The organism is Paenibacillus sp. AGC31 (assembly GCF_057334655.1).
In genome coordinates this window covers 53,032-79,433 of sequence record NZ_JBHFJH010000034.1, presented here as the reverse complement: position 1 = coordinate 79,433, position 26,402 = coordinate 53,032, and the positions used below count along the sequence as shown (strand labels likewise).

Genomic DNA, 26,402 nt, shown 5'->3' with positions numbered 1-26,402 from the left:
GACAGAAATAACCAGAAGAAGCGAAGCGTTCGCCTTTATCCCCAGATTTCCCCCTTTATAAAAGGGATCAAAGAAATCTGGAGATAACAGCGATCGGAAGGTTATTCTGTCATCGGAGTGTCTATGTAAATTTATCAAACTTATATAACATTATTTATGGATCGTGTTGTACACCTCAACTGCGCGATCCAGGAACTGCTCAATCTCTTCTCTCGACTTGCGCAGCTTGTTCACATACCGTACCAGTTCGCGGCCATCTGTATACGCCACAAAGCTTGGGATGCCAAGAATATTCTGTTCTTCACTAACAGTTCCAACCTGATCCACATCGACCTCAATCAAAGTCAGTTCACGTGCATATTTCTCTTCAACCTCAGGCATAAACGGATCGATGTATTTGCAGTCACCACACCAGTCTGCCTTGAATACGGCAATCGTCAAACGTGGGGATTGGATGGCTACATCAAAAGCCGGTTTGGAAGTAATCTGTTCCATTCGGTTCATCTCCCTTTCTGTACCTTGTCTTACCCTAAGTGAAGCAAATTGGCGAGTGGAAGTCAAATAATCAGCGCATACTTAGAATAACCACATGGTCTGTGAAATTAAACCCAGAACATCATGAAAGGATGTCACATCATGACTTCCACCAGAACCGATTCTTCCAGCGAACAACATCACGGGTCCCTCCTGCAGATGGTTCGTTCCATTCCGGGTGCTGCCCGGGAAATATGGCGTGGCAAACAGGCTGCATGGCAAGCTTCAGCACAGCTTCGTCACCCTTTGCGTGACATCGAGTGGGATACCGATACGGCAGCTGCCTTACAGTCTGAGGTGGAGCGTTTGTTACCTGCCAGCAGCAAATCTTTTGCACGCACGGACCAGGTTCAAAGCGCACTCGTCTGTGAAGAAGATTGCATCATTCTGGAAGAGATTAAGACACTGACCCAGGAGCACAATCGGAGTAATATCACCCGCACGGCAGCCTATCTGGAATGTTATGAGCAATATCCCGAACTGCATTGGGCACTGCTGGCCCATATGGTCTCTCGCAACGGCGGATATCACATGACAGATCTTCAGAGTGACTTGATGCATAATCTGCAGAATCAAAGCGATCGCGAGCGTATGTATCGGCTGCTGGAGCGATGCAATGCACTCATTTTCCAGGATGCATATCCCCAGCTTCTGCTGTATATGAACAGCCGTCGCATCGGACGAAGCTGTTTCCATCTCTTGTCGCACTTTCACGTATCGGCGTTTATGACGCCGTTTTGGGAACGCTTTTGGCTGGAACGATGCAGTTCACTGCTAAGTGTGGCATTAATTATTAATGAGCAGAACTATATCGAGAGCCGAGTCGTGCAGCATCCTTATTTTCAAAAAGAAGTACTTTCCAAACCCGCATTCCATCTGCATAATCTGGCCGGTCTGAATCATATCGTCTTCCCTCTTGGACGAGGAGCAGGACTCGCAGGACGCGTCATTGAACATTTTGGCAAGTTGGATGAGCGAATCATGTTTGGCAAAGGCCTATATGCTCTGTTGTTTGGCGTGGAGCAAGTACACACACAAGTGTTGGAGTTCGCACGTTTGGTTCCCCATCGTGGCTCGCGCGCTGAATATTGGCCTGGCCTGTTTACCAATCGTGAAGACGAGGCGGGTGAACATACATTATACGCTCAGGCGTTACTGGATGAGGAATGGCTTCCAGAAGGGCAACGATTATATAGTCCGGAACTGCTCTCCGTATGGGGAGACACGCCTTATGAACCGATCACCAGACAGGACTGGCTTCAGACTCGGGATTGTCTCGGTTATCTGACGGCACCGCGGCGTCCATGGCTATTCGAGATGAGTCACGAACACCGGTATGGCATGCTGAAAACAGCACTGGCTCATGATGCTAAAGCCATCACACACTAATCTAAAGATCATATAGAGCAGGCAAAGACGGATGATGTGAACACCGATGTACCGCTAATCCTCGCTTGCTGGACTAATGTAAAGTTCAGTCGCTCAGCTCTCCTTATCTATACAAAAAGCCCTGTCCGCTTAACAGCAGACAGAGCTTGTATCCTATTTTCACAAAATAGTAATGCTTGAATGGTACTCCTTGCATTTTAAGCTCTTTGCCCAGCTCCACGTTGAAGACGCATAAGTGGACGAAGAATTTTTTGCAGGATACGTGGGTAACTGCCCAGTTCGTCCTTGCGCAATACACGCAGCACAACCATGAGAACCAGATACACCACCACAACAAGCACACCAACCACAAGGCAGGTAAGCAAGAAGGATACGCGTGCTGGCAGGAAGAGTCCAAAGATCATATTGCCAATCCAGTTCGCTGCAAATCCTACACCTGCTGCAAGCAACACTGTAATGATAAACCCTTTCCAACGATCTCCCATGATGGAGAAATCAACGATTTTACGAAGGACCCGCAGATTCAGGTACGTGATGACCAAGAAGCAGAGGGCCGTTGCAATAATGATGCCGTAAATGCCGAAGATCGGCGCCAGAATCAGACTTGCGATCAGTTTGATCACAACTCCTGCTGCGACACTGATCATCGTAATCCGCGGTTTCCCTACCCCTAGTAAAATAGAGTTGGTGGTCATCATCGTAATCTGGAAAATGGTACCGAATGTCAGCAAGGCAATGATCGGCGTTCCATCCAGATTGGTAAACAGCAATCCGTTGACCGAATATGCTGCCGCACAAAGTGCAATGACAATCGGCATACCAGTCAGAATCGAAATGCGCAAGGCAAGTGTAACCTGACTTTTCAGATGAGCTTCATCCTTGCGGGCAAATGCTGCCGATATGACAGGCACCAATGATTGACTCAAAGCGATAGCCAGAATCGGAGGAATACCCGCAATACTTTGGGCTTTCGCACCCAGGATCGCAAGTACACCAGTCGCTTCTTCGAGTCCGATCTGGCCACTAAGCAGTGGTACCACAAGGGATGAGTCGATGAAGTTAATGGCTGGAACCGCAAGTGAAGACAGCACAATTGGAATAGACAGCTTGAAGATATCACTGTAGATACCTCGCATTGGTAACTGCTCTGCACGCTCGTAATTCAATTGGGCAGCACGGTCGCTACGACGCAGCTTCAAGGTGAAGTACAGCATGACACCGAAGGCACCCACACTTCCCAATACCCCACCAAATGAGGCTCCCGCAGCAATCGTCTGGTCATCATAATTCCATTGCAGCATGACATAAGCCACGATAATGGCTGTACCTACACGGGCGAACTGTTCAACAATCTGTGAAATACCCCCCGCTGTCATGTTGCCGCGTCCCTGGAAATATCCACGCATCATCGCAATGGCCGGGAACAGCAGCAAGGCTGGAGCCAAGGCGCGAATGGCGCTGACCGACTCCGGTACTTTGGAGACATACGTAGCATAATAAGGTGCCGCGAACCACAATAAAGCAGACATGACTACCCCGGCAACAGCTGCAAAGATCAGGGCTGCACGGTAGATCTGTTGAGCTTCACCCGCGCGTCCGAGCGCATAACGTTCCGATACCATTTTACTCAGAGTACTCGGTATGCCCGCCGTTGCTACAGTTAACAGCATTAAATATACCGTATTGGAGATCGTAAACGATGCGTTACCGACATCTCCAAGGATATGCTCAAGCGGCACCCGTTGAACCAATCCGAGTACTCTTGCGATCAGTGCAGCGGCCGCCAGAATGAGCGTACCCCTAATGAATGTTTCTTTCTTAGACAAACGAATTCCCCTTCTTTCCTCCACACCGGACGTGCATCCCGTTGAAGCTAATCCTGAACGTTTAGGCGAATCTTACCACCCAAATAATAAAGAGAACAATCATGACGATTTGCAAAATAATTTTCATCACAGTACTCGTAAATAGCCCCACGACGGAACCAAATCCAACTTTCGACGCTTTGGAAGGTGAAGAACCTCCGATCAGTTCACCGATAAAAGCACCGATAAATGGTCCTAGTACCAGTCCAAATGCCGGAATGACAAATGGACCAATGATAACACCAATGGTACTCAGCGTGGTCGATAACTTGGAGCCACCAAACTTCTTCACACCCCATGCGCTGACGACATAATCAGCCACAAACAACACAACAACAATCAGAATCTGAATGATCCAGAACCACACACCAAACGGATCAAAGCTGAAGAACCAGCCGTAGACCAGAAACGCAAAGAAAATCGCTACAGCACCAGGCAATATGGGATATACCGTTCCAGCCATCCCCACTGCAAACAGCAGCACAATTAAAATCCAGGCAATGGTTGCGAGCAAAGGTTACTCCCCCTTCAAAATATGTTCACGGATCACTTCAACAATGCCGTCTTCATTGTTACTCGCTACGATCAGATCAGCCGCTTCCTTGACCTGCTCCTGCGCATTGCCCATCGCTACACCCAGACCTACGGCCTCAATGACAGCCAGATCATTCAGACTGTCTCCGACAGCAACAACTTCGGACATCTCGATACCCAGCAGTTTGCAAACCTCAGCTACACCACTGGCTTTGGATATTCCAGCAGGGTTGATCTCGATATTAACAGGTGAAGAATTCGTCATCTGCAGACCACCCATTTGTTGCAGTTCCATCATGATCTGGTGACGAGCTTCATCCACTTCGGTATTAAAGCCGAATTTTAGCCATTCCAGACCTTCAATATTGTCCGTCCAGCGATCACGATTGAACAGCTCTTCCACGGAGTATGCCCAGTACCAGCTGTTATATTTCTCACCAATCTCCTGCATTTTACGAATCAATGCCGGATCCATCAGATGACGCATATGCAGATCATGCGGTGCTTTCCAGACTTCACTACCGTTAACGGTTACCATCGGTGTCTCCAGCCCAAGCTGGACCGCATAAGGCATCGCATGGAATACAGCTCTTCCCGTAGAAAGGCACACATGTACACCCCGACGAATGGCAATCTGAATCCACTTGGCGGTCTCCTGTGTAATTTCATGATTATCGTTAAGTAATGTTCCATCCATATCCAATGCAAGCAATTTGTATTTCAATTCACTCATACAGTAGTTCCTCCTAGGTTGTCTCTCTATTTCTCCCTAATTTTAAACTCACAACAAGATCGCCCGGCATCCGCAAAATCGGACGCTCCGGACGTCACAGCTAACGACATTTTACCACAGATCGTCGACCTGCAACAAAATAACCCGCTCAGGATTACACTTCGAAGTTATTACATTTTATGTAATATATAATTTCCTAAATAAAAAACGATCCATCTCCTACAGATGAACCGCTTTTAGCTTAACCTTAGTCAATCTGCCTGTTTTCCCTGCCTAACCCGTAGCCAAGATTAAATCCAATTATCCCCTGTCCGCTCCTCTGTCTTGCTTGGATACTGCAAACAAGGATTGGGACATCAGATTCATGGTTTGTTTATATACGGTATGGGCTGCCTTTACATCACCAAGGAACCCGCCCATATACAGGTGGATTACACCGTGCAGCGATGCCCATATAGTACTAACAAGAGTTTCGGTCTCTTCCTGGTCCGAAATCTGTCCTTGCTTCTGGGCAGTGCTAATTAGAATCAGCAAGCGGTGTATGGCAGTCATCGTTCCCTGCATACTCTCTGCATCCGGCTTGAACTCTGCAAAAGCCCCTCCGAACATCAGCTTATAGTAGCTACTATAATCCTGCGCAAACTGCCAGAAGGCTTCCCCCAAATCCAGTAAATGCTGCAAGAAGTCAGAGGACGGCGGCACTTCTTCCAAACGCTTGGCGAGCAATTTGCAGCCCTCCAGATACAACTGCTGGGCCAGGCCCTCTTTATTGACAAACAAACTGTAAATGATCTTGGTGGAGCAGCCCATCTTTTGCGATACTCTGCGTACAGTAACAGCCTCCGGACCTTCTTCCTGCAAAATGGTTGCAGCCGCATCAACCACAAGCTTACGGAGATTTTCCGTATTTTGCAGGCGAGCTTGCTGATATGTTTTTAATGCCCGCCTCTTGGATGGTGAGGGCTTGTCTTCGTTACTTATAAGGATCACCTTCAATTAGTTATCACGTTTCCGACTTCTAACAGGCATTCTAACCATTAGCAGAAAAGTTGTCAATGAAGTCATCATGATAAAAAAAAGAATTTGACACAATCGTTTTCTTTTGGTTACTATGATTCTTATAGGAAACAATGTTACTGAAAATGGTCTTGAGTTCATTTTATATTTTTTTGGAGTTTCGGTAACGTTGTTCCCCAAAAGAAACAGTGTATTAAGGAGGATTAATATGTCAACAGAACAAAAACAACGCAAACGATCCACTGGTCAACAAATTCGTAAATGGAGCCTGACTCTGCTAGGGGTAATTGTGCTGGGAATCGTTGTATTCCTGCTAATGCCCGCCCCGGTAGAACCCGCTGTTTGGTCTGCACCTGCTGCTCCTTCTTTTGAGAAGGAGGGTCCCTGGAAAGAGAACAACAAACTTAGCTCCGCTGAATTGGTTACCGGCCGCGCGAAGTTCCCGGAATTTATCACTTTTGACAAAGAAGGGCGACTGTATACGGGTGACTCCGACGGCAAAATCTACAGAGTAACCTTTGACGCCGAAGACAAGGCACAGCCAGCAGAGGTATTCGCTGATACCCATGGAACACCTAACGGCCTGAAATTTGATGCTGCCGGAAATTTGATTGTGGCGGATATTCAGAAAGGGCTCCTGTCCATTGACCCGAACGGAAACATCGAAGTACTAACCACTGAAGTAGATGGGGGGCCGATCTACCTGGCGAACGAACTGGACATCGCGCAAGACGGATCTATTTATTTCTCCGATACCTCTAACTATGGCAAAGTCATGTTCAAAGAAATTGCCGAGAATAAACCGCATGGACGATTGTTGAAATATGATCCACTGACCAAACAGACGAACGTTCTGCTTAAGGATTTATATTTTGCCAATGGGGTGGTACTGTCTGCCGAAGAAGACTTCGTGCTAGTCGCAGAATCGTATCATTACCAGTTGACCAGGTACTGGTTGAAGGGTCCCAAACAAGGCACCTCTGATATTTTTGCGGAGAATCTGGCTGGGTTTCCGGACAATATCACCCGTGACGCAGAGGGACACTTCTGGGTAGGGGTATTCACAACCCGTCTGTCTTTTGCCGATTACATGCATAGTCACCCTTGGTTAGCAGCGACGATGTCCAAAGTTCCACAGTCCTTGTTAAATGGAGCCAGTGCCCCGGTGAAACACGGACTTGTTGCAGAATATGGACCAGAAGGAGAGCTTATTCGTAGTTGGCATGATCCAGAAGGAACATTGTATGGCATCACCACGGCCGTAAACCAAGGGAAATATGTGTATCTCGGAACCGCACCGGGAGGAAGCCAAGGGGTTCATCGGGTGCCTTTGAAACCGTAAGGATTGTTATATTCATCTACCTCATTGCCACCTTTAGGCATCCCAATAGCAGCTCACTCCAGCAGGAGGGGCTGCTATTGAATTTTTCTTCGTTCACAGTCCAATCATAAAAAACCGCCTGCAAAGCAGGCGGCTAACAATCTCTATGAATTAACGTGCCGCGAATTTGCGACGAACGTAACGGAATACGATGCCATGTTTCGGTGACAGAAGCAGTGCAAGAACAAACAGAATTCCAGCAACAGCTACCATGCAGCCCGCAATGGAAGCATCCAGGGCGTATGCCATGATGTAACCTCCAACCGAAGATGCTGCTCCGATCAGGACGGCATACAGTATCATTTTGCCCAGACGATCTGTGAGCAGGTAAGCCGTCGCCGCTGGTACGATCAGCATGCCCACCACGAGAATCGAACCAACACTTTCAAATGAAGCTACGGACGTCATCGAAACAAGTCCCATGAGCAGATAGTGGAACAGCACTACTGGAATGCCGCAGGCCGCAGCCAGCGCCGGATCGAAGGCACACAGCTTGAACTGTTTGTAGAACAGCCCAATAACGACGAGGATGACTAGCAAAGTGATACCCAGCATCCAGACTGCCCTCGGACCGACATCGGTACCTCCAAGGGTTAGCGTATCCCACTGTACATAAGCGATCTCTCCGAACAAGACACAGTCCAGATCCAAATCAATATGCTGGGCGTTCAGACTAATCAGAATGACTCCTACTGCGAAGAGTGCTGTGAACACAATTCCGATCGAGGCATCAGACGACAGTCCACCTGCCTGCAAACTCTGTATGAAGAACACCGTCAGTAATCCAAACACTGTTGCACCAAGTAGCATCCATAACGAATCTCTGGAACCGCTCCACAGGAAAGCAATCGCAATACCGGGGAGAACCGCATGGCTGATCGCATCACCGACCAGAGCCATTCGCCGCAGAATCAGAAAACAACCCAGAATGGCGCAAGCAGAAGATACCAAAACGGCCGTCAAGATAATCCAAAACGTTGCCATTACATCTCCCCCCGTTCCTGCTGATTTCGCTGTGCGGCGAGAGTCTGGAGTGTAGCTCGCTCTTCACGCATATATGCGGACTTTGCCTGAATACTACGCAACCGTCGGGCTAACAATCCACGACGTGGGGCGAGCAAGGCTGATCCGGCAAACAGCACCGTAGCCGCAAGAACCGTTACAGGTCCTGTCGGCAGATTGGGCACGAGCGTGCTGAAGATGGTACCCGTCGCTCCGCTCAATGCACCAAATATGCCTGCCAATAATACCATGAGTGCAAGGGAGTCGGTCCAGCAGCGTGCCGCTGCAGCCGGAGTCACCAGCAGGGCCGCGACAAGCACCACACCCACCGCCTGAATCCCGGCAACCACCGCGATCACCGTCAAGAGCAGAATGAGCTGCTCCAGCATGGCAACTGGCAGACCCATGCCTCGTGCAAAACCCTGGTCAAAACTCACCAGCTTAAATTCCTTGAACCAGGCAAGACAGGCAATCAGTAACACGAGACATACCCCCCCCATGACATAGACATCCGTCATGACCATGGATGCCGCCTGTCCAAACAAATATTTATCGAGTCCGCTTTGGCTTCCACTCGCCCCATGCTGAATGCGCGTAAGCATGACTACGCCAACCCCGAAAAATACGGTCAGCACGATCCCCATCGCCGCATCCTGCTTGATCCGGGAGTAACGTGTAATCCACGAAATTCCAAATGTAGCCACAATGCCAGCCACCAGAGCACCGAACAGAAATAAGCCTACGGACTTCGTTTCCGTTAACATAAACGCAATACAGATTCCGGGCAGAGCAGCATGAGCAAGGGTGTCCCCCATCAGGCTCTGTTTACGAAGAAAGGTGAAGGAGCCAATAATTCCGCTACTGAATCCTAACAACAGACAGCCAAGCAATATCCAACGTGTATTGGGGTCAGATAAGATGGCAATGATCCAGTTCCACATGCACTACACCTGGCCTTTCTCCGTCCGGCTTCCGATCATCGCAATCCGGCCTCCGTACGTCTCTTGCAGTGTATCCGGTACAAATACTTCGCTTGTCGGTCCGCCAGCCACGAGTCGTCCATTGAGCAGCAGCACATGGTCGAAGTATTCCTCGACTGTCGCCAGATCATGGTGAACGACCAGTACCGTCTTTCCTTCTTTCTTCAGCTGTTCCAGAAGTAAAATGATAGCTTTCTCCGTTGTAGCATCCACACCTGCAAACGGCTCATCCATGAAATAAAGATCTGCGTCCTGCACCAGTGCCCGTGCCAGAAAGACACGCTGCTGCTGTCCACCGGACAGCTGACTGATCTGGCGGTACATGTAGTCGCCCATGCCTACTTGCTCCAGGCAGTGTGCCGCCAAGTCCCGCTCCTTTTTCCCCGGACGACGGAACCAGCCCAGATGACCATACCGTCCCATCATCACCACATCGAGCGCATGTGTAGGGAAATCCCAGTCCACCGATTCCCGTTGGGGCACATAACCGATGCGGCGACGTTGCTCCCTGTACGATTGTCCGAAGATCCGTACCTCACCATGCATCTTCGGTACCAGTCCCAGAACCGCTTTGATCAGTGTTGATTTCCCTGCACCATTTGGTCCGAGAATTCCGATGAGCTGTCCTTCCGGAATATCGAAGGATACGCTGCTAAGCACCGGCTTTTTGTGATACGCAACGGCCAGATCCCTCACACTGAGAGGAGCCGATGTTGGCTGCGTTCCCTGCAAGTGACTATTGTTCAGTTTCTTAGGAGTTTGTTCCAATAAAGTTGTATCTTCCATAATCCTGTAACTCCTCTCTTCATGTGATTCATTATTTCAGGGCTTCTACAATCGTCTCAACATTGTGGCGAATCATACCGATGTATGTGCCTTCTTCCGTTCCCTCAGCCCCCATGGCATCCGAGAACAGTTCTCCACCAATGCTGACCGTATGGCCTTTTTGAGCTGCTCCGGCAATGATGGCTTCCATCGCTTTTGCAGGTACACTCGATTCAACAAATACTGCTTTGATATGGTTATCCACGAGATAATCCCGCAGTTCGCTAACATCTTTTGCACCATATTCGGCTGCTGTACTGATGCCCTGAAGCCCCATCACTTTCATGCCATAAGCCTGACCGAAATATCCAAATGCATCATGCGCCGTAACCAATACCCGGCTTGCTTCCGGAATCTCCAGAATCTTCTCACGCACCTCGGCATCCAGTGCTTCGAGCTTCGCCAGATACGCCTCTGCCTGAGCCTTGTACTCTTCCGCATGGCCCGGGTCCGCCTCCACGAGCGTATCGCGTACGGCTTCTGCCGCATGCATCCAGTGGCTGACGTTAAACCAGACGTGTGGATCATATTCGGTGCCGCCTGTATCTTTGCCTGAGTGTAACTCCTCGACTGGAATAGTCTCTGTAACAGCAGTAACCAGCTTGCTTGAGGACATTTTCTCCAAAATGTCTGTCATTTTGCCTTCAAGATGCAGTCCATTATAGAAAATGACTTTTGCTTGTTCCAGCTTGCGAATATCACCTTGGGATGCCTTGTACAAGTGGGGATCAACTCCCGGGCCCATTAGCCCGGTAACATCAACATATACCCCGCCTACCTCACGTGCTACATCAGCGATCATTCCCGTTGTAGCGGTTACTTGTAACTTGCCACCACTGCTCGTCTCTGCATCACTGGAACATGCCGTAAGTACAATAACCAGAACCAGAGCCGCTAGCGTAATGCCCCCCCTCTGAATACTCCTCATTTTCACCATTAACAATTCAATCGTCCCCTTTCCCTCTCCTAAAATACTTGTCTACATCTAATTTTGTTGTACAAGGTATTAAATTTTAATCAAGACTAATAATGTTTCCCTTGTGCAAATTTTATCCGAAGCCAAAAAAAAAGGCAAGGGATTATTTCCCCTGCCTGTCCAAATATATTTAATTCACTTCATAAACCTTTCGGTCACGATGTTAAAAGAGCTAACTTCCGCGAGGTTCTTTTGCATTACTCTTTGTCTTTTCCTTCGTCTTTCTTACCTTTCGGCGTTCCATCGAGACCATACACTTCATCATATGCATCGAAAATTTTCCGTGCAATCGGTGAAGCACTGACTGACCCGAATCCACCTTCCGGTACAACAACAGCTACAGCAAGCTTCGGATTATCTCGTGGTGCAAAGGCAATAAATACACCATTCTCTTTTTTGTTCGGTCCGGTCCCCTGCTCTGATGTTCCTGTTTTCCGTGCATAATCGTATGGGAAACCGTCAAATGAACTTACTTTGGTAACCATACCTTTGTGCACTTCATTCCAGTGCGCATCGGCAAAATCAACTTCATTGAGCACCTTAGGTTTGATCTCTTTCACCACATTACCGTCCGCGTCACGAATTTCCTTCACCAGATGTGGTTCCATCCGTTTACCCTTATTCGCAAGCATCGTGGTATATTGGGCGAGTTGCATCGTGGTGTACTTGGCTTGTTGTCCAAAGGAGGCAAATGCCAAACGTGTTAGAGCTGATTCATGATCCTTTTTATATTCCAGTGTACCCAGGTATTCACTTGGTAAATCTACTCCCGTAGACACACCCAAGCCAAATTCCTGCATGTGTTTGTGCCAGACATCGATGCCTTTCTCTGAGCCATAATTACGTAACAAACGTTTACCCACCATATCAATCATGAAGGCATTGGAGGATTTCTCAATCGCTCTTCTCGCCGTAATAGAACCATTATACGCAGAATGCGAGTTCTTCACTTGTCGCCCGTCTTTCCCCAAAACCGCATATCCCTGATCATGATAGGTCTCTCCTGCTGTAAATAATCCCTCTTTTAATCCAATAAGCACACTTAGCGGCTTGATTACTGATCCAAGGAGTACAACGGATTCCGCCCGACTAGGCTTGGCATCATTCGGTGGGAACGATTCAGTGGTTCCGTTCCGGAATACATATTTGATTTTGTCATAATCCCAATCGTTCGGATCATAATCTGGCATACTTGCCATAGCTACCACATTCCCCGTATCCACTTCCATGGCTACTGCGTATCCGGTAATTGCCTTGGGAAGTCTGCGCAATTCGTCCGTTATCGCCTCTTGTGCAGCCATCTGAATTTCCTTGTTAATGGTGGAAACCAGACTGTAGCCTTTCTCCGGTGGTGTTTGTAACATCGTCCCATCTGGCAGATTACGTGCGTCAATATCAATGGACTGATATCCGCTTCGTCCACGGAGTTCTTCCTGATATTGAAGCTCCAGCCCATCGAAGCCAACCTTCTCTTCTTCATGGTACACAAGACCAGGATCACGCTGGGTACTTGCCCCCTCGCGGATTGCCTTATATTTGGCAATGGAATCTGGTGCCCGTTTGAACTCTCTTGTGTAACCGACAACCTGAACCGCTACGCCATCCGGGTCATATTTTCTTATGTTTTCTTCCAGCACCATAACACCTGGATATTCTGCTTTTTTCTCCATAAAAAAGGCAATTTCTTTAGTCGATAGATCCGACTTCACCAATCTTGGCACATACCCGAACGTTTTCTGGTAATCCAGATCCAATCGTTTGATGATCTCTTCCGCGTCCGGCTGCTCTTTGTCCCCTGGATTAAACTGCTTAAACACAGCCGCCAAATCATGAGCCAGCTCCTCTGCTTCCTGTCTACGTTCATCATTCCGATAATCCTCGTACAACAACACATACAGGGACTGTACAGGTTCGGAATAAGCCAGCGCGACTTCCCCTGTCGCATCATAGATGGGACCACGAACAGGTGCGAGTGGAATGTCTTTGGTATTACGACTCGTTTCCATATACGTCAGTTCAGGACCCTCCACAAATTGCACAAAGGCCAACCTGAAAATAAGGATACTGAATATGACAAATGCCGCGAAAAAAAACAGATTCAGCCTTGCGGTGGAAGGCTTGTTGACGGGTGTATCTTCCTCAGTCATGGGTTTCTTCCTCAATCGGTTAAACATGTTTTAAGCCTCTCCCGTTCCTCTATAAAAATAAAATATTTAATCCGTCTTGTGAACGTGTTCAATCCATATTTAATCCTTTCTCATACAAGTCTACCAAAGGTTAGCTGTCACGTCTTTCAATATTTGGTTACATTTTCGTAAACAGAACCGTTACACTACCCAATCTACGGATTTCAATGTAAACACTGACATATCAACGTTATCCCGTTCTCCGGATCGCGTTTACCCTTCCCTTATATAAACGTGGTACAGCTCATATGGTTACATATTAATGCAACTAATTAGTTCACTCTTACGATCCATTCTCCGCGTAAAAACAAAAAAGAGGACCCACGAAGGGTCCCCTCTGTAACCAATGCCTCACATCACTGTGTGCCTGATTCCGAATCTGATTCTTTATTTTTGTCCTTTTTCGGTACACCGTCGAGACCGAATTCCTCGTCATAGGCATCGAAGATCGCACGTGCAACCGGAGCCGCACTGCTTGATCCAAAGCCCCCTTCGGGGATAACTACAGCGACAGCAAGCTTTGGATTATTACGTGGGGCATAGGCGATAAACACCCCGTTATCCACCAGTTTACCGCCGACGAGTTGCGTCGATGTTCCTGTTTTTCTGGCGAAATCATAAGGGAAGCCGCTAAATGCCGAAACTTCGGTAGCCATGCCTCGTTGCACTTCGTTCCAGTAGGCGTCGTTAAACTCCACCGTGCTCAGTACCTTCGGTTTTACTTTCTTGACCACGTTGCCTTCCGAATCCCGGAACTCGTTAACCAGTTGTGGTTCCATCCGTTTTCCTTTGTTCGCAAGCATTGTGGTGTACTGTGCTAACTGCATAGTTGTATATTTTCCTTGCTGACCAAAGGAGGCATATACCAACTTGGTCAAGGAACTCTCGGAGCTTTCCATGTATTCTTTGAGACCAGGCCGCTCATTAGGCAAATCTACCTCTGTAGATACACCAAGACCGAATTGCTCCATATATTTATCCCATACGTCAACACCCTCTGCACCATACTTCGAATACAGTTTCTTCCCGATCTCGTCGATCATAAACACGTTTGAGGAATGACGAATCGCATCACGAGGATACATTGCACCATACACATGCCCTGATGAGTTCTGCACTCTGCGATTGTCTCCACCAAAGGTCGTTGAACCTCTATCCGAATATACGGTATTTGTAGTGAAGAAACCTTCTTTCAAACCGATCAATACACTAAGTGGTTTGATCGTTGAACCGAGCAACACAACAGATTCCGCCCGTTTACCAGAGTCATCCGGCGGGAAGCCCCGAATCGTACCATTCTGATAAATATATTTTATTTTTTCATAATCTTCTGTACTTACACCGCCTGTTTTCCACACATTGGTGTCGTAATCAGGCATACTGGCAGCTGCTACAATTTTTCCCGAATCCACTTCCATCGCCACGGCATATCCCGTCTTCGCATTTGGATGCAATTTACCGGATACCGGATTCCGATGGAGCCAGCTCAGCTGGTCTGTAATAGCCTGTTCTGTTTTCACCTGAACGTTCTTGTTAATGCTGGAAATCAGGTCGTAACCTTTCTGCGGCGGGGTAGAACCTGCTACACCTTCAGGCAAATTACGCAAATCAACATCAACGGATGTATATCCGCTTTTGCCGCGGAGTGCATCCTGATATTGCAACTCCAGTCCATCAAAACCTACAAATTCATTCTCCGTATACACCAGGCCCGGATCCGTTTGCGTTTTATTGGCCTCATCCACCTCTTTGTATTTGTTCAAGGACTTCGAACTTCTGAACTTCTTGAGATAACCGATGGTCTGAACCGCTACCGTATCCGGATCGTAGAATCGCACACTCTCCTCGACGATCTGAATACCTTTGAACTCGTCCTTGTGCTGTAGGAAATAAGCAACTTCTTCCTCGGACAGATCACTCTTGATCAGACGCGGCATAAAACCGTTCGCTTTGCGGGAGTTCAAGTCCATCTCTTCAATAATTTTCTCCACCGTAAGTGACTCTGAATCCTTCAGCTTGTACTGTTCAAACACATCATGCAACCGGGTTGCAATATCCTGTACTTCTCCTATGTTAGGACTCGGTTTCCCATCAACATCCCCATAGTTTTTATAAAGCGTCAGGTAGAGAGACTGAATGGGCTTGGAGTAAGCCAACTTCACCTCACCTGTAGAATCATAGATCGTGCCTCTCACAGGAGGAAGTGGTACATCTTTGGTAATGTTACTTGCTTCTTCCTGACTGAGTTCAGGCCCTTCCACAAATTGCAAAAAGGCCAAGCGTACAATAATAACGCTAAAAATAACAAAGGAAGCGAAGAAAAATACGTTCATTCGGTAACTAAAGCGCCGTTTGTCTGTAAGTTCATCCTTCTCATTGGAATGCTTTTTCATCCATCCTACCTCTTTCATGACTTGATGCATACCGCTCAAACTGGTTCTTCGCGGCATGATAACCTGGCAACGTCGTCATATTCCGGACCCATGTCCCTTGTAATGTTAAGCTGACTGATCCTTTAGATGGGTGTCGGCAAAATTCGGAGGATTAAACCAGTCTCCACTGATTGCCCATGTCGGGTCAAGCGGAACCCAGCTCTCGGAATCACTCAAATACACCTCATTCCACGCATGCGGACCATACCCTCCCTGGCCGTTATAACCAAGTCCTGTAACCACTTTGACTTCAAGTCCTTGTGAACGGGCCATCACGGCATAAAGACGGGCATAATCAATACATACGCCTTTGCGTGTGTAAAATGTATTCTGTGGATTCTGTTCATGCCATATGCCCTTTTGCTCATAGTCATCCACTTTACCATAGTCATACTGAATACGTGAACCTACCCAGTCGTATAGCGCTTTTGCTTTGGCTTCATCTGTCGATTGGCCTTTGACAATCTCACTCGCTGCAGATTCAATATCCGTCGGAATATTGTGGTCGATGACTTCATATTTACGTTGCAGGATGCCGCCCAGTTCCTTCTGCACAGCCTGCGTAAAGACGGGTAGCTTGTCCTTGATGAACGTGCCAGACAACGGTTCGATAACCGATTTGGCCCCTTGCATATAGATCGGGGATGCTTCCACATATCGGCTGAACATGCTTCCAGGGTAAAGACTGACAATCATGAACAAAACCGCAATGACAATCATTCCGCGGACGGAGCCTATGATCGTGCCAATGACTGCACCCGTCAACCGACTAAACATACCTTTAGGCGCACTTTCCTCAGCTGACCCCTGCCTGCTGCTAAAAATAAATGATGAGAGAAACCCGAGAATCAGTCGGATGAGTCCATAGCTAAGTACAAATAATACAGCGAACCGCATTAGCGGAAAATCTGCAATCGCCGTAACCAACGTATAATACATCTGTTCCCACCGGTTCAACTCACGGTTAGGCATGGCTGAAGCATACTCAGACAGCCACTGCTGTACATATGGCGCAAGCCACAACGTTAAACCGATCGACAACAGAATACCAATGACCGCCATAATGCCATCCATCAGGAACCCAAAGAGTCTGCCTGCTGAACGCGAAGCCCCTCTGGACCAACCCTGCAATAATGAAGCAGCTACAATCAGCAGCAGCATAATCGTGATGCCATTCAATTCCTTCAGGCTGTCCAGCCAATTCTGCAGCACGTACCGATTCCCCCTTTACTACGATGCTGGTGCTGTTTTGTTGTTCTCCTGTGCCTGTTCGACAAACGTACGTATCGTTTCATTGTCGAGTTTCCATTCGCCAAGTGAAATTCCGCGGAAGGTCACATCGACTTTATCCGATTGAGTTCTGCCTTTAATCTCCACATTGGGACTTGTGATGGTGAACGCTCCATCCTGTCCTTTGACGTATTTCGCTTTGGAAGCCTCCTTAAGCATCATGCTGGTTGCTTCCTTCTTCAATGTATCCATCGTGCTGGATTGTACGTCTGTTACTGTCTGTTTGATCTGATCAATGGAGATGCCGCTGTATATCAGTAGAGCCGCAATAATGATGATGGCAATCGCCCATTTCAATACGGTTTTGACCACATTCAGAACAAAGAACAATATGATCAATGCAACCACGATCACCAGCCAGTTCTGCATCACAAACTCTTTGATTACTTCTATGTTCATGACTACACCTTCCGTATTAGAATTCATTCGTAACACTCCCGAATATTATACATGATTTCCGAAGCTGCTGTCAGCTAAGCCCTCTCCCTTAAAAATAAACGGTCTAAGTTCGTCCCGCCGGGCGTACAAGTAGTACCATGAGGTTCTTCCGGGAGAACGGGGAACACGTTCAAGACCTGTAGTTTGAACATGCATCGCTTAACAAGGAGGGGCTTATGTGAAAACGGCCATCTGGCTATACCTGTTTTTGTTCCTTGCCGTATTTGATTTGCACGCCCAGTATCCCATTCTGACTCCTTTTGCCATCTCGCTGGGAGCCGCCCCTACCTTCATTGGCTGGATGATGGGCATCTATTCCTTAACACATCTTCCTGGCAATCTGATTGCTGGAACACAAATCGATAAACATGGCAGTCGCCGCTACATTGTATTCAGTCTGCTCGGTGCAGGGTTCATCCTGCTCCTGCAAGCCTATGTCCAGACACCATGGCAACTGCTGGCGCTGCGTTCCATCAGCGGGTTTGTACTGGCCTTCCTGTCTCCTGCATGTCTCGCCCTGCTTGCACAGTTATCCAGCGATCCGGTGAAACAGGGGAAGTATATGTCGGGTCACGGGGTAGTGCATACCCTCGCGTCTGTCGTATCACCAGCAGCCGGTGCGATCATTGTAGGTTCCATGGGATTCTCAGCTACATTTTCAGGCTTGGGCTATCTGCTTATTCTCACTGGTGTTATTGCTTTCATGACGATGCCTCGTGGCATCATCAAGCAGCATGAGAGAGTAACGGAACCTGCTAAACCTGCTGTTTCACCAGCAGATGCCACAAGTGCATTCCTGCCGGTGTCTTGGCGATACTTTGCCTTGCCTCTGGTGATTGCCTGTGCCCAAGGGATTCTCTTCTTCGAATTACCCCTGCGGGGCGGAGGACAATCGTCCATCATGTCTACCGGACTGCTGTTCTCTATTATCAGTATTGGGGCACTCTTCACCCTCAGCATGTTATTTCTAAACCGGTATTCCCCCAAGCTGCGTCTGGTTGCGGGCGTGCTGTTAATGTCCTTGTGTTTTTTTGTGATGGCAGCCATTCCGCAAATTCCGTTGTCCACCGTATTGTTTGTACTCGGGATGTCCAAAGGCATCATCTTTCCAGCTATGGCTACCCTATTTATCCGTCTGAGCGGAGGAAGCAAGTTGGGCCGCATTTTCTCGCTGCAATCCATTGCCACCTCCATCGGCTCTTTCATCGGTCCCATCACAGCTGGACAACTTCGTATCGGGTTATCACCCTATTTCATCGCCTTTGTTTTATTAATGATTGGTATGCTGCTGCTTCCATACTATACATCCAGACGCGAAGCTTCCCTCGCCGATCCCAAAAGTATATTAAATTAGGCCTGTTTCAAGCTCTGCTTTCCTACCGTTATAACAGCAATTAGGCCTGTATTTTCATTAGCTTTGCATCATTCCCCCATTTACAGCTAAACTATATAAAATGGACTGACGTTTTACACGTTGATAAAAGCTAACTGGGAAATCTATCTTTTACAATCACCGAAGGTTTTATCTTATTGAAGATCATTAAAGTTGAACAATTAGCCAAAAGTAGTGAAGGGGACGTAATCGATTTTGAAGAAGCGGTAGCGTTCGCCTTTGTCTCCAAATATTAACTTTATAAAAGCAAATCAGAAATATATGGAGACAACAGCGATCGGAAGAACGATCCGTAACCGGAACGGCCACTGCAAGCTATTACTGACCTAATGATGCACATGAGATAAGATTTCAGAGAATTGTCTTGATGGGTTGTTCTCTCCAGTTAGCAATCGTGTAAAGAAAGGAGTCCATTTTATATAATCAGTCGATTTTCGCTGCAACATTTCCCGGGGAATGTCGACATAAGCTCTCGAACAAGAGGTGAATATCATGCCTATTCATGTCATTGTGGAAGGTAAGAATGACCGAAGCAAACTGAAACGTCTGGTTGGACCCGAGATCAACATTCTATGTACGTTTGGAACACTTAATTCACTCAAGCTGGAGACCCTGCGCAAGCAAGTCGGTTACGATGAAGTCTTTTTATTTATGGATAATGACAGTTCCGGCAAAAAAATTAGAGGTGTACTTCGGGATGCTTTCCCGGATGCAGTACAGATGTATACACGACGAGGATATGCGGGTGTGGAAGGAACACCTGATGAGTATATCATTGCCCAGCTGGAGAAAGCAGGGTTAGAGACATACATCCAATACCCTGAACATCCTTCCTTTTAAAATGAAATACCAAAAGGCTGCCTTGGGTTGATATCCAAGGCAGCCTTTACAATATGAGTATCAGATGATTATTCCTTAATCAGATTGCGAATATCCTCAGCAATGACAGCTGGCACAACGTCCTCTGTATTAAATGCGTTATATACCTTGCGCAGCTGGTTATTCTCATCCACCAACCCGATCATGTTCATATGGGCAAAATCGTCCTTATTCTCCCCTTCGATCAAGATCTGGAATGAGTCCCTGGCGAACTGTTTTGTTTTGTCCATATCCCCTCGCAAGAAGTACCATCCGGAATAATCCGCGTGAAAACGGTCTGCAAACGTCTTAATCTTCTCTCTTGTATCGACTTTGGGGTCGAATGAAATGGATACAAATGAGACATCTTTACCAAAGGTGTCGTCCTCTTTCAACAGATCCTGCACCTGAGATAACGTAAAGGTCGTAATCGGGCAGACATCCGGACAACTGGTGAAATAAAAGTAGAACAAGCGGACTTTCCCTTGCGTATCCTCCAGTGATACTGTACTGCCATCTACATTTTCCATAGAAAAGGATTGGATTTCACGAATCTCGGGTAATTTTTCCTTACTGGCAAATACAGTGCCCCACATCAGATACACAGCCATTATCAGTGCGAGCCCGAGCAGCATCCATGTCCATTTGTACTTTTTCAGCATCTTCCTCGTCCCTTCTGTATCTTCTCTTATGAATACGCATACATATGTGAACCCAAAATCACCTTTGTTTCGCTTCATCCATCTACTGTGACATATGTATTCAAAGAAACCTACTTTTTATGAGATTCTATATTATTGTAACGGTTAAAAGGAACAATGCCCATAAATATTTATGTAACATATCCGACCGCGTATTCTCTGATGCAACTTCTCTCAGTATCCGATATAAAGTTTATCATAGGAAACACCAAAATAGTTTGACAAACTACGTACATTTATTGGGTATAATACAGTTTATTGTCATAAATTTGAAATTAGGGATGTTTTGCATCCTGACAGACGGATATTATACACTATATATGGGTATCACCTAGATAGAGAAGTAATATGCCTTAGAACGATACACCACACAAAGGAGACGTTTATGGATACCTCTACACATTTTGTCATGGGGATTGGTCTAGCCGGTCTGGCTTATGTCGATCCTGTCGTCGCAGCGAGTCCCATGCTTGCAGCTGCGGTAATGATTGGCACGATCGCCGGTTCCCAGGCCCCTGACATTGATACTGCTTTACGTCTCAAAAGCAATTCGCTTTACATCCGGAATCATCGGGGCTTGTCACACTCTCTGCCATTTCTCCTGTTATGGGTTTTGCTCATCACCGGCGTCATTGCACTGATATTCCCTGATGTCCCTATTGGACACGTTGCCACCTGGACCGCTGTGGCCGTAGGCTTTCACGTATTCACCGATCTGTTCAACACCTATGGAACCCAAGCCGCCCGGCCTTTTACGGAACGCTGGATCGCCTGGAACATCATTCATATTTTTGATCCGTTTCTATTCACTACACATGTCATAGCTATCCTGTTATGGGCCTTTGATCTGATCGCCCCTGCACCACTCTTCGTTACGTTGTATAGTTTGACCGCTTTATATTATATATGGCGAACGATTGCTCGTGCACAAGCAGTCAGAAAAGTCAGACGTCTCGACAACAGCCCAGAGCAGGCAAGATACATCGTCATTCCAACGATATCCTGGAACCGCTGGCATGTGGTTAAACGAGTTGAGGACGGCAGTTATGTGATCGGTAAAATGGATGGTTCTAATCTGGTATGGAGTCTGCACGCCTCTTCTTCTACTCATGCGGCCGTTGCTGCTTCACGCAAATCACCGGAAGTCAGTGCCTTCCTCTATTTCACCTCCTATGCAGTGGCAGAGGTTGAAGAACTGCCTGCTGGGTACAAGGTCCGCTGGGCAGATGTACGTTATCGACACCGGAAACAATATCCATTTGTCGCTGTGATTGTGATGGATCGGAATTTTGAAACGATTGATACGTATGTAGGCTGGTTAAGCGATGAGAAGATGGATAAAAAACTTTTATCTGCACGCCCTTGACGAAGTGAGCATGGCAAGGCACAATCAAACTTAGGAACTGATACGCGAGAAAGCCCGGTGCGTTTCCGCCCCGGGCTTTCTGTTTATCCTGTTTGTTGCTGTTGGTTAAAATAAATTATTTGCCAGACCCAGCCAGAGACTGCTCAGCGATTTGTACCAGACGTTTGGTGATATATCCACCCAAAGATCCTGTTTCACGGGAAGTGTAGTTACCGTAGTAACCGTCTTGTGGGATAGTTACACCCAGTTCCTGTGCAGCCTCCATTTTCAATTGTTGCAGTGCTGCAGTCGCTTGAGGTACCACCAAGTTGTTTGAAGAACGAGATCCTTGAGCCATAATTTATAATCTCCTTTCAATCTGTGTCTGTAATGTATTGCAAGCTTGCAAGATTATTATGGCTCGTAGGCTTCAGGTTATACGGAATTTCACTAAATTTGTAGATGGAGGTTTTTCCCAATGAGTAAAGGCTTGTCCCTATGGTTCGCATTCTCTTCGATTATCTTGTTAACGGTTTCAGCAATTATGATCTCCTACTCCGGTTGGTTTGCTGCACTACTGTTTGTCCTGTCCATCGCCAACATTGGCTGGGGATTTGTGATTCGTGCCAAAAAAGAACGTCAGGAAGTTCAATCGGCTGTTTCAGAGCCCACTTCTTAAGCGGGTCATATAGTTCAATAAAGTTCAATAATGAACGCACAAATAAAGAGGAGTCCTTCAATAGGGCTCCTCTTTATTCATGTTAACTATTCATTGCGTGAAATATGAAGGTCTTGTTCAGGACTACTGTTTACGTCTTGGAACAAATCCCATACGTTCTTTCACTGCATCCAACGTTTGAGCAGCAACTTCTTCTGCACGACGGGCTGACGTATCCAGAACATCCGACAATTCGCCAGATTCACGAATCTCATTATATCGTTGTTGTAGCGGTTCAATTACAGATACAACCACTTCAGCCAGTTCCTTTTTGAACGGACCGTACATCTTGCCTTCATAACGCTCAGCCACTTCTTTAAGCGTCATACCTGCACATTCAGCATAGATACTCATCAGATTGCTGACCTCCGGTTTGTTTGCCGGATCATATACGACTTCACGCCCGGAATCCGTTGTGGCACGACTGATTTTTTTGCGAATCACATCCGGCGGATCCAGTAGGGCAATATAGCTGCCAGCGTTAGGGTTACTTTTGCTCATCTTTGAAGAGGCATCATCAAGTGACATGACCCGAGCACCCACCTGCGGAATATACGGATCTGGAATGGTGAAGTACTCTCCATAACGGTGATTAAAACGGCCTGCCAGATCACGTGTCAGTTCCAGATGCTGCTTCTGGTCCTCACCTACTGGCACAAGGTCAGCATTGTATAACAAAATATCAGCCGCCATTAATGATGGATACACGAACAGTCCCGCACCAACGGAATCTTTACCGGATGATTTATCCTTAAACTGAGTCATCCGTTCAAGCTCACCCATGGAGGTCAGCGTTGTCATCAACCAGCCCAATTCTGCGTGCTGCGGTACATGGGATTGCAAAAATACGTTAGATTTCGACGGATCAATACCTGCTGCAATAAACAGTGCAGCTACTGCTTCCGACTGTTCACGCAATGCTGCTGGCTCTTGAGCCACGGTGATGGCATGAAGATCAACTACCATGAAATGACATTGATAGTCATGCTGAAGTTTTACAAAATTTTTGATTGCACCAATATAGTTGCCCAATGTGAGCTTACCGCTTGGCTGAATACCTGAAAGTACTGTTTTCATTACCCATAACGCCTCCCTGATTATATATATAAACTCCTGCTATTCTCTGCGAACGCAAAAAGGCCCCACATCCGCAAGGGACGTGAGACCGTGGTGCCACCCTTATTCGCATTTCTTCGATTGCTCCTGACTCTGAATCAAGTCAAGCCGATGAAATGCCTTCATTGTTCCGTAACGTGGATTATACGGCAGACTCTAGTGGGGCAAGCCCATCTCTGGCTTAACCTGTTCAAACCTACACTCAAGGGTCCATTCGGTAAAGAGCTCACACCGGTTCACATCAACCACCGGCTTTCTGAAGAGGATTCTCTTGGCCTACTTATCCCTGTCATCGATTTCAAGTCATTCAATTCTAATAAATGCTTTCAGAGTTCCATCTTAATGCGCACAGGCGCGAATGTCAAAATGAGTTGAACTTTTTTACCCGAGACATCAAAATCTGTTATGATGGAATTGCTTATCCTGTTGCCTGCTTCACACGAAATAGCGCAGGAAATAGCTGGCATGTACACAACGACACGCCTGCAGCAGTAGCTTCATCACGACTGCTTGCAGACAGATTTCAAGTGGGAAAAGGAGCATCGATATGAAACAAGTGACCAAAGGCCAATGGAATGGTTACGACACGTATATCCTACATAGCCGTGAATTGGAAATCACCCTGCTGCCGCGTCTTGGAAATAATATTATTTCTATTCGCGATTTAGTGCAGGACAGAGATGTCGTCCGCCGTCCGGATGAAGACGATCTTGCCTTTTATCTGCAGAAGCCGTACCATTTTGGCGTTCCTCTTCTGATTCCACCAGGGCGCATTCATCGTGGACAATTCGAATATGAAGGTGTTCGTTACCAGTTCGATCAGAACACGGCGAATGACAACCATATTCACGGTCTCCACCGTACCCAATCCTGGTGTGTCAGTGACATTGAGGAAGATGAAGACGGCTGTGCAATTACGACTGAATTACTGACCGAAAATGAAGAGCATTGGATGGCTCAATTCCCGATTCCCCTGAAACTTGAGATGACGTTCAGTCTGCAAAACGCTGTGTTTAGCCAGCGTCTGCGAGTCACCAATCTGAGCTCAACACCTGCTCCATTCGGGATGGGATATCATACATGGTTTTTGTTAGACGGCAAACCTGCCGACTGGACACTGCAACTGCCTGTTTCCGGAATATACGGACAGAATGAAGAACAACTACCGACAGGTGAACTGGAATCCCTGGGTGAATGGTCTGCTCTGAACGAAGGCATCAATTTGCAGGGACGTAACTGGGATACCCTGTTGAAAGCTACCGAAGGTGAACCGGCTACGGCTTACTTACGCAGGCAAGATGGATATACATTGAAATATTCAGCAGATGAAGCATTTTTCAAACATTGGGTTCTCTTTACCAAAGGTGAATCCGATCAGTTCTTGTGCATTGAACCGTACACTTGGCTCCCGGATGCACCTAATTTGGCTTTATCGGATGAACAAACCGGGTTGATTCGTTTGGAACCGGAACAGCCTGTTGAGTTATTTACACGTATTGAGGTTATACCTCCTACAGACTAAGCGAGCTGATCATCTTTTACGCATATCACCCTATATTTTGATATCCAAATACAACTTGTCGACCCGCATTGGGTCGGCTTTTTTATGTGCCCTGCGCTCTGTAGTTATCCATATTTTCCCTTACGCCATATCATGTATATTTCCTTATTCTCTAACCATACTAACATCACCAAGCCATAAGGAGGTGACACATATGTACGGAAGTCAAAACCAAGGTAGCGGTAGCCGCTCCAACAACCTGGTCGTTCCCCAAGCAAATGCTGCATTGCAACAATTGAAAATGGAAGCAGCACAAGAGCTGGGTGTAACGATTCCACAAGATGGTTACTACGGTAACTATACTTCCCGTGAGACAGGTTCTCTGGGTGGATACATCACTAAACGTCTGGTACAAATCGCTGAGCAGCAATTATCGGGTCGTTCGTAAGCTCGTAATTAATGCTTAAGTAGCGTTAAAAAACAAAAGCGGCCTTCTTCGGAAGTGCCGCTTTCTCTTGTGTAACTAATTATGAGGTCGACTCCATATCTGAATCCTTGTATGTATTGGTTCTAGGGTAACGAATCATCAAGCTTGCCATATTGTAATTAGACTCCATCGTTGCATCTACCAAAATCATACCTTGTCTTACTGTGAAATCGTACGATATTTCGCCATGTGTCCAATTGCGTTTGAATTTCAACGTCTCCAATGCCATTGCCCGGAAAGAATTTCTCTGGGTTTCGTTTAGCCCCCCTTCCTCCACATCCATCTGCCCATCTCGTCCAGCTATCGGATTATGTCGAATACCGAATTTCCCAATTACGTTATTTCGTATTTGCACAAAAACTCCCCCTGAATCTAACCCTGATAACTCATGATCAAGTTCTTTGAATACCAGATCCAACTGTCTCGCTAATGAAAGCTCATTAATTTTCATATTAACACTCTCCTTATATGCTTATAGTCCTATACATCAAGGACTTACGACTCATTATATGACATCATATGTGCTCATTCAACAAAGAACGGCAAAGTTGGGTATTTCTAACTATGATTTGCACAATTAATTGCCATTTCACTTCCTTAAACTGAGCTTTTTCACTTAATTACGACAAAATCTTCGAGAATCGAAAATGAGGATTCTGTACAAAAAAAGGCTGGAATCCAGTGTCTGTTAACACGGGATT

The 26,402-nt window shown here is 46.8% G+C and carries 25 protein-coding genes and 1 other annotated feature; of the genes, 8 read left to right on the top strand and 17 right to left on the bottom strand.

Features of this window, described 5'->3' with window-relative positions:
* Nucleotides 1-150: 150 nt before the first annotated feature.
* Entirely contained in the window at nt 151-495 is a 345-nt protein-coding gene (locus ACE04G_RS22025) for a thioredoxin family protein (RefSeq protein ID WP_017692403.1), read from the bottom strand.
* Nucleotides 496-636: 141 nt separating this feature from the next.
* Between ACE04G_RS22025 and ACE04G_RS22020 the strand changes: the two genes are divergently transcribed.
* The gene (locus tag ACE04G_RS22020; protein ID WP_221823584.1) at nt 637-1,923 is read left to right on the top strand and encodes a DUF2515 family protein; all 1,287 of its coding nucleotides are present in this window, start codon (nt 637-639) and stop codon (nt 1,921-1,923) included.
* A 197-nt stretch (nt 1,924-2,120) separates the two neighbouring features.
* On the opposite strand, the gene ACE04G_RS22015 is transcribed toward ACE04G_RS22020, so the two are convergent.
* The 4 genes from ACE04G_RS22015 to ACE04G_RS22000 form a co-directional block, all read right to left on the bottom strand.
* Nucleotides 2,121-3,749: a putative polysaccharide biosynthesis protein gene (locus ACE04G_RS22015; protein ID WP_221823585.1), complete on the bottom strand. Its 1,629-nt coding sequence runs from the start codon at nt 3,747-3,749 to the stop codon at nt 2,121-2,123.
* Nucleotides 3,750-3,810: 61 nt separating this feature from the next.
* Nucleotides 3,811-4,251 carry a DUF456 domain-containing protein gene (locus ACE04G_RS22010; RefSeq protein ID WP_047841365.1) on the bottom strand — a complete coding sequence of 147 codons (441 nt, stop codon included), beginning with the start codon at nt 4,249-4,251 and terminating at the stop codon, nt 3,811-3,813.
* 54 nt (nt 4,252-4,305) lie between these two features.
* The gene (locus ACE04G_RS22005) at nt 4,306-5,055 is read right to left on the bottom strand and encodes a Cof-type HAD-IIB family hydrolase (RefSeq protein WP_076211034.1); all 750 of its coding nucleotides are present in this window, start codon (nt 5,053-5,055) and stop codon (nt 4,306-4,308) included.
* Nucleotides 5,056-5,355: 300 nt separating this feature from the next.
* Nucleotides 5,356-6,051 (bottom strand): TetR/AcrR family transcriptional regulator, encoded by a 696-nt coding sequence (locus ACE04G_RS22000; RefSeq protein WP_221823587.1) that lies wholly within the window; start codon nt 6,049-6,051, stop codon nt 5,356-5,358.
* Nucleotides 6,052-6,280: 229 nt separating this feature from the next.
* Here ACE04G_RS22000 and ACE04G_RS21995 point away from each other — a divergent pair, with 229 nt between their 5' ends.
* Nucleotides 6,281-7,414, top strand: coding sequence for an SMP-30/gluconolactonase/LRE family protein (locus ACE04G_RS21995; protein WP_221823589.1), 1,134 nt, complete (start codon nt 6,281-6,283; stop codon nt 7,412-7,414).
* 150 nt (nt 7,415-7,564) lie between these two features.
* Here ACE04G_RS21995 and ACE04G_RS21990 read toward each other — a convergent pair whose 3' ends face one another.
* From ACE04G_RS21990 to ACE04G_RS21955, 8 genes are all read right to left on the bottom strand, one after another.
* Nucleotides 7,565-8,437 (bottom strand): metal ABC transporter permease, encoded by an 873-nt coding sequence (locus ACE04G_RS21990; protein WP_221823591.1) that lies wholly within the window; start codon nt 8,435-8,437, stop codon nt 7,565-7,567.
* Entirely contained in the window at nt 8,437-9,396 is a 960-nt protein-coding gene (locus ACE04G_RS21985; protein WP_221823592.1) for a metal ABC transporter permease, read from the bottom strand. Before ACE04G_RS21985 ends, ACE04G_RS21990 begins: the two co-directional genes overlap by 1 nt.
* Nucleotides 9,397-9,399: 3 nt before the next feature.
* Entirely contained in the window at nt 9,400-10,221 is an 822-nt protein-coding gene (locus tag ACE04G_RS21980; RefSeq protein WP_260632921.1) for a metal ABC transporter ATP-binding protein, read from the bottom strand.
* A gap of 31 nt (nt 10,222-10,252) precedes the next feature.
* Nucleotides 10,253-11,197, bottom strand: coding sequence for a metal ABC transporter solute-binding protein, Zn/Mn family (locus ACE04G_RS21975; protein ID WP_449003618.1), 945 nt, complete (start codon nt 11,195-11,197; stop codon nt 10,253-10,255).
* 236 nt (nt 11,198-11,433) lie between these two features.
* On the bottom strand, nt 11,434-13,383 hold the full coding sequence (locus ACE04G_RS21970; RefSeq protein WP_179088519.1) for a peptidoglycan D,D-transpeptidase FtsI family protein: 1,950 nt from the start codon (nt 13,381-13,383) through the stop codon (nt 11,434-11,436).
* A gap of 395 nt (nt 13,384-13,778) precedes the next feature.
* Complete coding sequence (locus ACE04G_RS21965) at nt 13,779-15,815, bottom strand: peptidoglycan D,D-transpeptidase FtsI family protein (protein WP_221823595.1); 2,037 nt, start codon at nt 15,813-15,815, stop codon at nt 13,779-13,781.
* A 105-nt stretch (nt 15,816-15,920) separates the two neighbouring features.
* Nucleotides 15,921-17,066 carry a transglutaminase domain-containing protein gene (locus ACE04G_RS21960; protein ID WP_449003619.1) on the bottom strand — a complete coding sequence of 382 codons (1,146 nt, stop codon included), beginning with the start codon at nt 17,064-17,066 and terminating at the stop codon, nt 15,921-15,923.
* Nucleotides 17,067-17,084: 18 nt separating this feature from the next.
* Nucleotides 17,085-17,570, bottom strand: coding sequence for an ATPase (locus tag ACE04G_RS21955; RefSeq protein ID WP_221823600.1), 486 nt, complete (start codon nt 17,568-17,570; stop codon nt 17,085-17,087).
* Nucleotides 17,571-17,760: 190 nt separating this feature from the next.
* On the opposite strand from ACE04G_RS21955, the gene ACE04G_RS21950 reads away from it, so the two are divergent.
* Nucleotides 17,761-18,936: an MFS transporter gene (locus ACE04G_RS21950; protein WP_221823603.1), complete on the top strand. Its 1,176-nt coding sequence runs from the start codon at nt 17,761-17,763 to the stop codon at nt 18,934-18,936.
* A 531-nt stretch (nt 18,937-19,467) separates the two neighbouring features.
* Nucleotides 19,468-19,815, top strand: coding sequence for a toprim domain-containing protein (locus tag ACE04G_RS21945; protein WP_062837991.1), 348 nt, complete (start codon nt 19,468-19,470; stop codon nt 19,813-19,815).
* Nucleotides 19,816-19,883: 68 nt separating this feature from the next.
* Here ACE04G_RS21945 and ACE04G_RS21940 read toward each other — a convergent pair whose 3' ends face one another.
* Nucleotides 19,884-20,495 (bottom strand): SCO family protein, encoded by a 612-nt coding sequence (locus tag ACE04G_RS21940; RefSeq protein WP_076319831.1) that lies wholly within the window; start codon nt 20,493-20,495, stop codon nt 19,884-19,886.
* 424 nt (nt 20,496-20,919) lie between these two features.
* On the opposite strand from ACE04G_RS21940, the gene ACE04G_RS21935 reads away from it, so the two are divergent.
* Complete coding sequence (locus ACE04G_RS21935) at nt 20,920-21,900, top strand: metal-dependent hydrolase (RefSeq protein WP_221823605.1); 981 nt, start codon at nt 20,920-20,922, stop codon at nt 21,898-21,900.
* A gap of 115 nt (nt 21,901-22,015) precedes the next feature.
* Here ACE04G_RS21935 and ACE04G_RS21930 read toward each other — a convergent pair whose 3' ends face one another.
* On the bottom strand, nt 22,016-22,237 hold the full coding sequence (locus ACE04G_RS21930) for an alpha/beta-type small acid-soluble spore protein (protein WP_056702318.1): 222 nt from the start codon (nt 22,235-22,237) through the stop codon (nt 22,016-22,018).
* Between the two features lie 120 nt (nt 22,238-22,357).
* Between ACE04G_RS21930 and ACE04G_RS21925 the strand changes: the two genes are divergently transcribed.
* Complete coding sequence (locus ACE04G_RS21925; protein WP_221823608.1) at nt 22,358-22,558, top strand: hypothetical protein; 201 nt, start codon at nt 22,358-22,360, stop codon at nt 22,556-22,558.
* A gap of 123 nt (nt 22,559-22,681) precedes the next feature.
* On the opposite strand, the gene trpS is transcribed toward ACE04G_RS21925, so the two are convergent.
* Complete coding sequence (gene trpS, locus ACE04G_RS21920; RefSeq protein ID WP_221823610.1) at nt 22,682-23,674, bottom strand: tryptophan--tRNA ligase; 993 nt, start codon at nt 23,672-23,674, stop codon at nt 22,682-22,684.
* A gap of 73 nt (nt 23,675-23,747) precedes the next feature.
* Nucleotides 23,748-24,015: a binding site (T-box leader), on the bottom strand.
* A 245-nt stretch (nt 24,016-24,260) separates the two neighbouring features.
* Between trpS and ACE04G_RS21915 the strand changes: the two genes are divergently transcribed.
* The gene (locus tag ACE04G_RS21915) at nt 24,261-25,235 is read left to right on the top strand and encodes an aldose 1-epimerase (protein ID WP_036673298.1); all 975 of its coding nucleotides are present in this window, start codon (nt 24,261-24,263) and stop codon (nt 25,233-25,235) included.
* 193 nt (nt 25,236-25,428) lie between these two features.
* Nucleotides 25,429-25,662: an alpha/beta-type small acid-soluble spore protein gene (locus ACE04G_RS21910; protein ID WP_076211017.1), complete on the top strand. Its 234-nt coding sequence runs from the start codon at nt 25,429-25,431 to the stop codon at nt 25,660-25,662.
* Nucleotides 25,663-25,741: 79 nt separating this feature from the next.
* On the opposite strand, the gene ACE04G_RS21905 is transcribed toward ACE04G_RS21910, so the two are convergent.
* Nucleotides 25,742-26,152 (bottom strand): O-methyltransferase, encoded by a 411-nt coding sequence (locus tag ACE04G_RS21905; RefSeq protein WP_221823612.1) that lies wholly within the window; start codon nt 26,150-26,152, stop codon nt 25,742-25,744.
* Nucleotides 26,153-26,402: the final 250 nt, after the last annotated feature.

Excerpts from the sequence above, each read along its gene's own strand:
- ACE04G_RS21980 (WP_260632921.1), bottom strand. The coding sequence starts at position 10,221 with ATGGAAGATACAACTTTATTGGAACAAACTCCTAAGAAACTGAACAAT.
- ACE04G_RS21905 (WP_221823612.1), bottom strand. The coding sequence starts at position 26,152 with ATGAAAATTAATGAGCTTTCATTAGCGAGACAGTTGGATCTGGTATTC.
- ACE04G_RS21940 (WP_076319831.1), bottom strand. The coding sequence starts at position 20,495 with ATGCTGAAAAAGTACAAATGGACATGGATGCTGCTCGGGCTCGCACTG.
- ACE04G_RS21965 (WP_221823595.1), bottom strand. The coding sequence starts at position 15,815 with ATGAAAAAGCATTCCAATGAGAAGGATGAACTTACAGACAAACGGCGC.
- ACE04G_RS22025 (WP_017692403.1), bottom strand. The coding sequence starts at position 495 with ATGGAACAGATTACTTCCAAACCGGCTTTTGATGTAGCCATCCAATCC.
- ACE04G_RS21985 (WP_221823592.1), bottom strand. The coding sequence starts at position 9,396 with ATGTGGAACTGGATCATTGCCATCTTATCTGACCCCAATACACGTTGG.
- ACE04G_RS21975 (WP_449003618.1), bottom strand. The coding sequence starts at position 11,197 with ATGGTGAAAATGAGGAGTATTCAGAGGGGGGGCATTACGCTAGCGGCT.
- ACE04G_RS21945 (WP_062837991.1), top strand. The coding sequence starts at position 19,468 with ATGCCTATTCATGTCATTGTGGAAGGTAAGAATGACCGAAGCAAACTG.
- ACE04G_RS21930 (WP_056702318.1), bottom strand. The coding sequence starts at position 22,237 with ATGGCTCAAGGATCTCGTTCTTCAAACAACTTGGTGGTACCTCAAGCG.
- ACE04G_RS22010 (WP_047841365.1), bottom strand. The coding sequence starts at position 4,251 with ATGGCTGGAACGGTATATCCCATATTGCCTGGTGCTGTAGCGATTTTC.
- trpS (WP_221823610.1), bottom strand. The coding sequence starts at position 23,674 with ATGAAAACAGTACTTTCAGGTATTCAGCCAAGCGGTAAGCTCACATTG.
- ACE04G_RS21990 (WP_221823591.1), bottom strand. The coding sequence starts at position 8,437 with ATGGCAACGTTTTGGATTATCTTGACGGCCGTTTTGGTATCTTCTGCT.
- ACE04G_RS21970 (WP_179088519.1), bottom strand. The coding sequence starts at position 13,383 with ATGACTGAGGAAGATACACCCGTCAACAAGCCTTCCACCGCAAGGCTG.
- ACE04G_RS21910 (WP_076211017.1), top strand. The coding sequence starts at position 25,429 with ATGTACGGAAGTCAAAACCAAGGTAGCGGTAGCCGCTCCAACAACCTG.
- ACE04G_RS21915 (WP_036673298.1), top strand. The coding sequence starts at position 24,261 with ATGAAACAAGTGACCAAAGGCCAATGGAATGGTTACGACACGTATATC.
- ACE04G_RS21935 (WP_221823605.1), top strand. The coding sequence starts at position 20,920 with ATGGATACCTCTACACATTTTGTCATGGGGATTGGTCTAGCCGGTCTG.
- ACE04G_RS22020 (WP_221823584.1), top strand. The coding sequence starts at position 637 with ATGACTTCCACCAGAACCGATTCTTCCAGCGAACAACATCACGGGTCC.
- ACE04G_RS21995 (WP_221823589.1), top strand. The coding sequence starts at position 6,281 with ATGTCAACAGAACAAAAACAACGCAAACGATCCACTGGTCAACAAATT.
- ACE04G_RS21955 (WP_221823600.1), bottom strand. The coding sequence starts at position 17,570 with ATGAATTCTAATACGGAAGGTGTAGTCATGAACATAGAAGTAATCAAA.
- ACE04G_RS22005 (WP_076211034.1), bottom strand. The coding sequence starts at position 5,055 with ATGAGTGAATTGAAATACAAATTGCTTGCATTGGATATGGATGGAACA.
- ACE04G_RS21925 (WP_221823608.1), top strand. The coding sequence starts at position 22,358 with ATGAGTAAAGGCTTGTCCCTATGGTTCGCATTCTCTTCGATTATCTTG.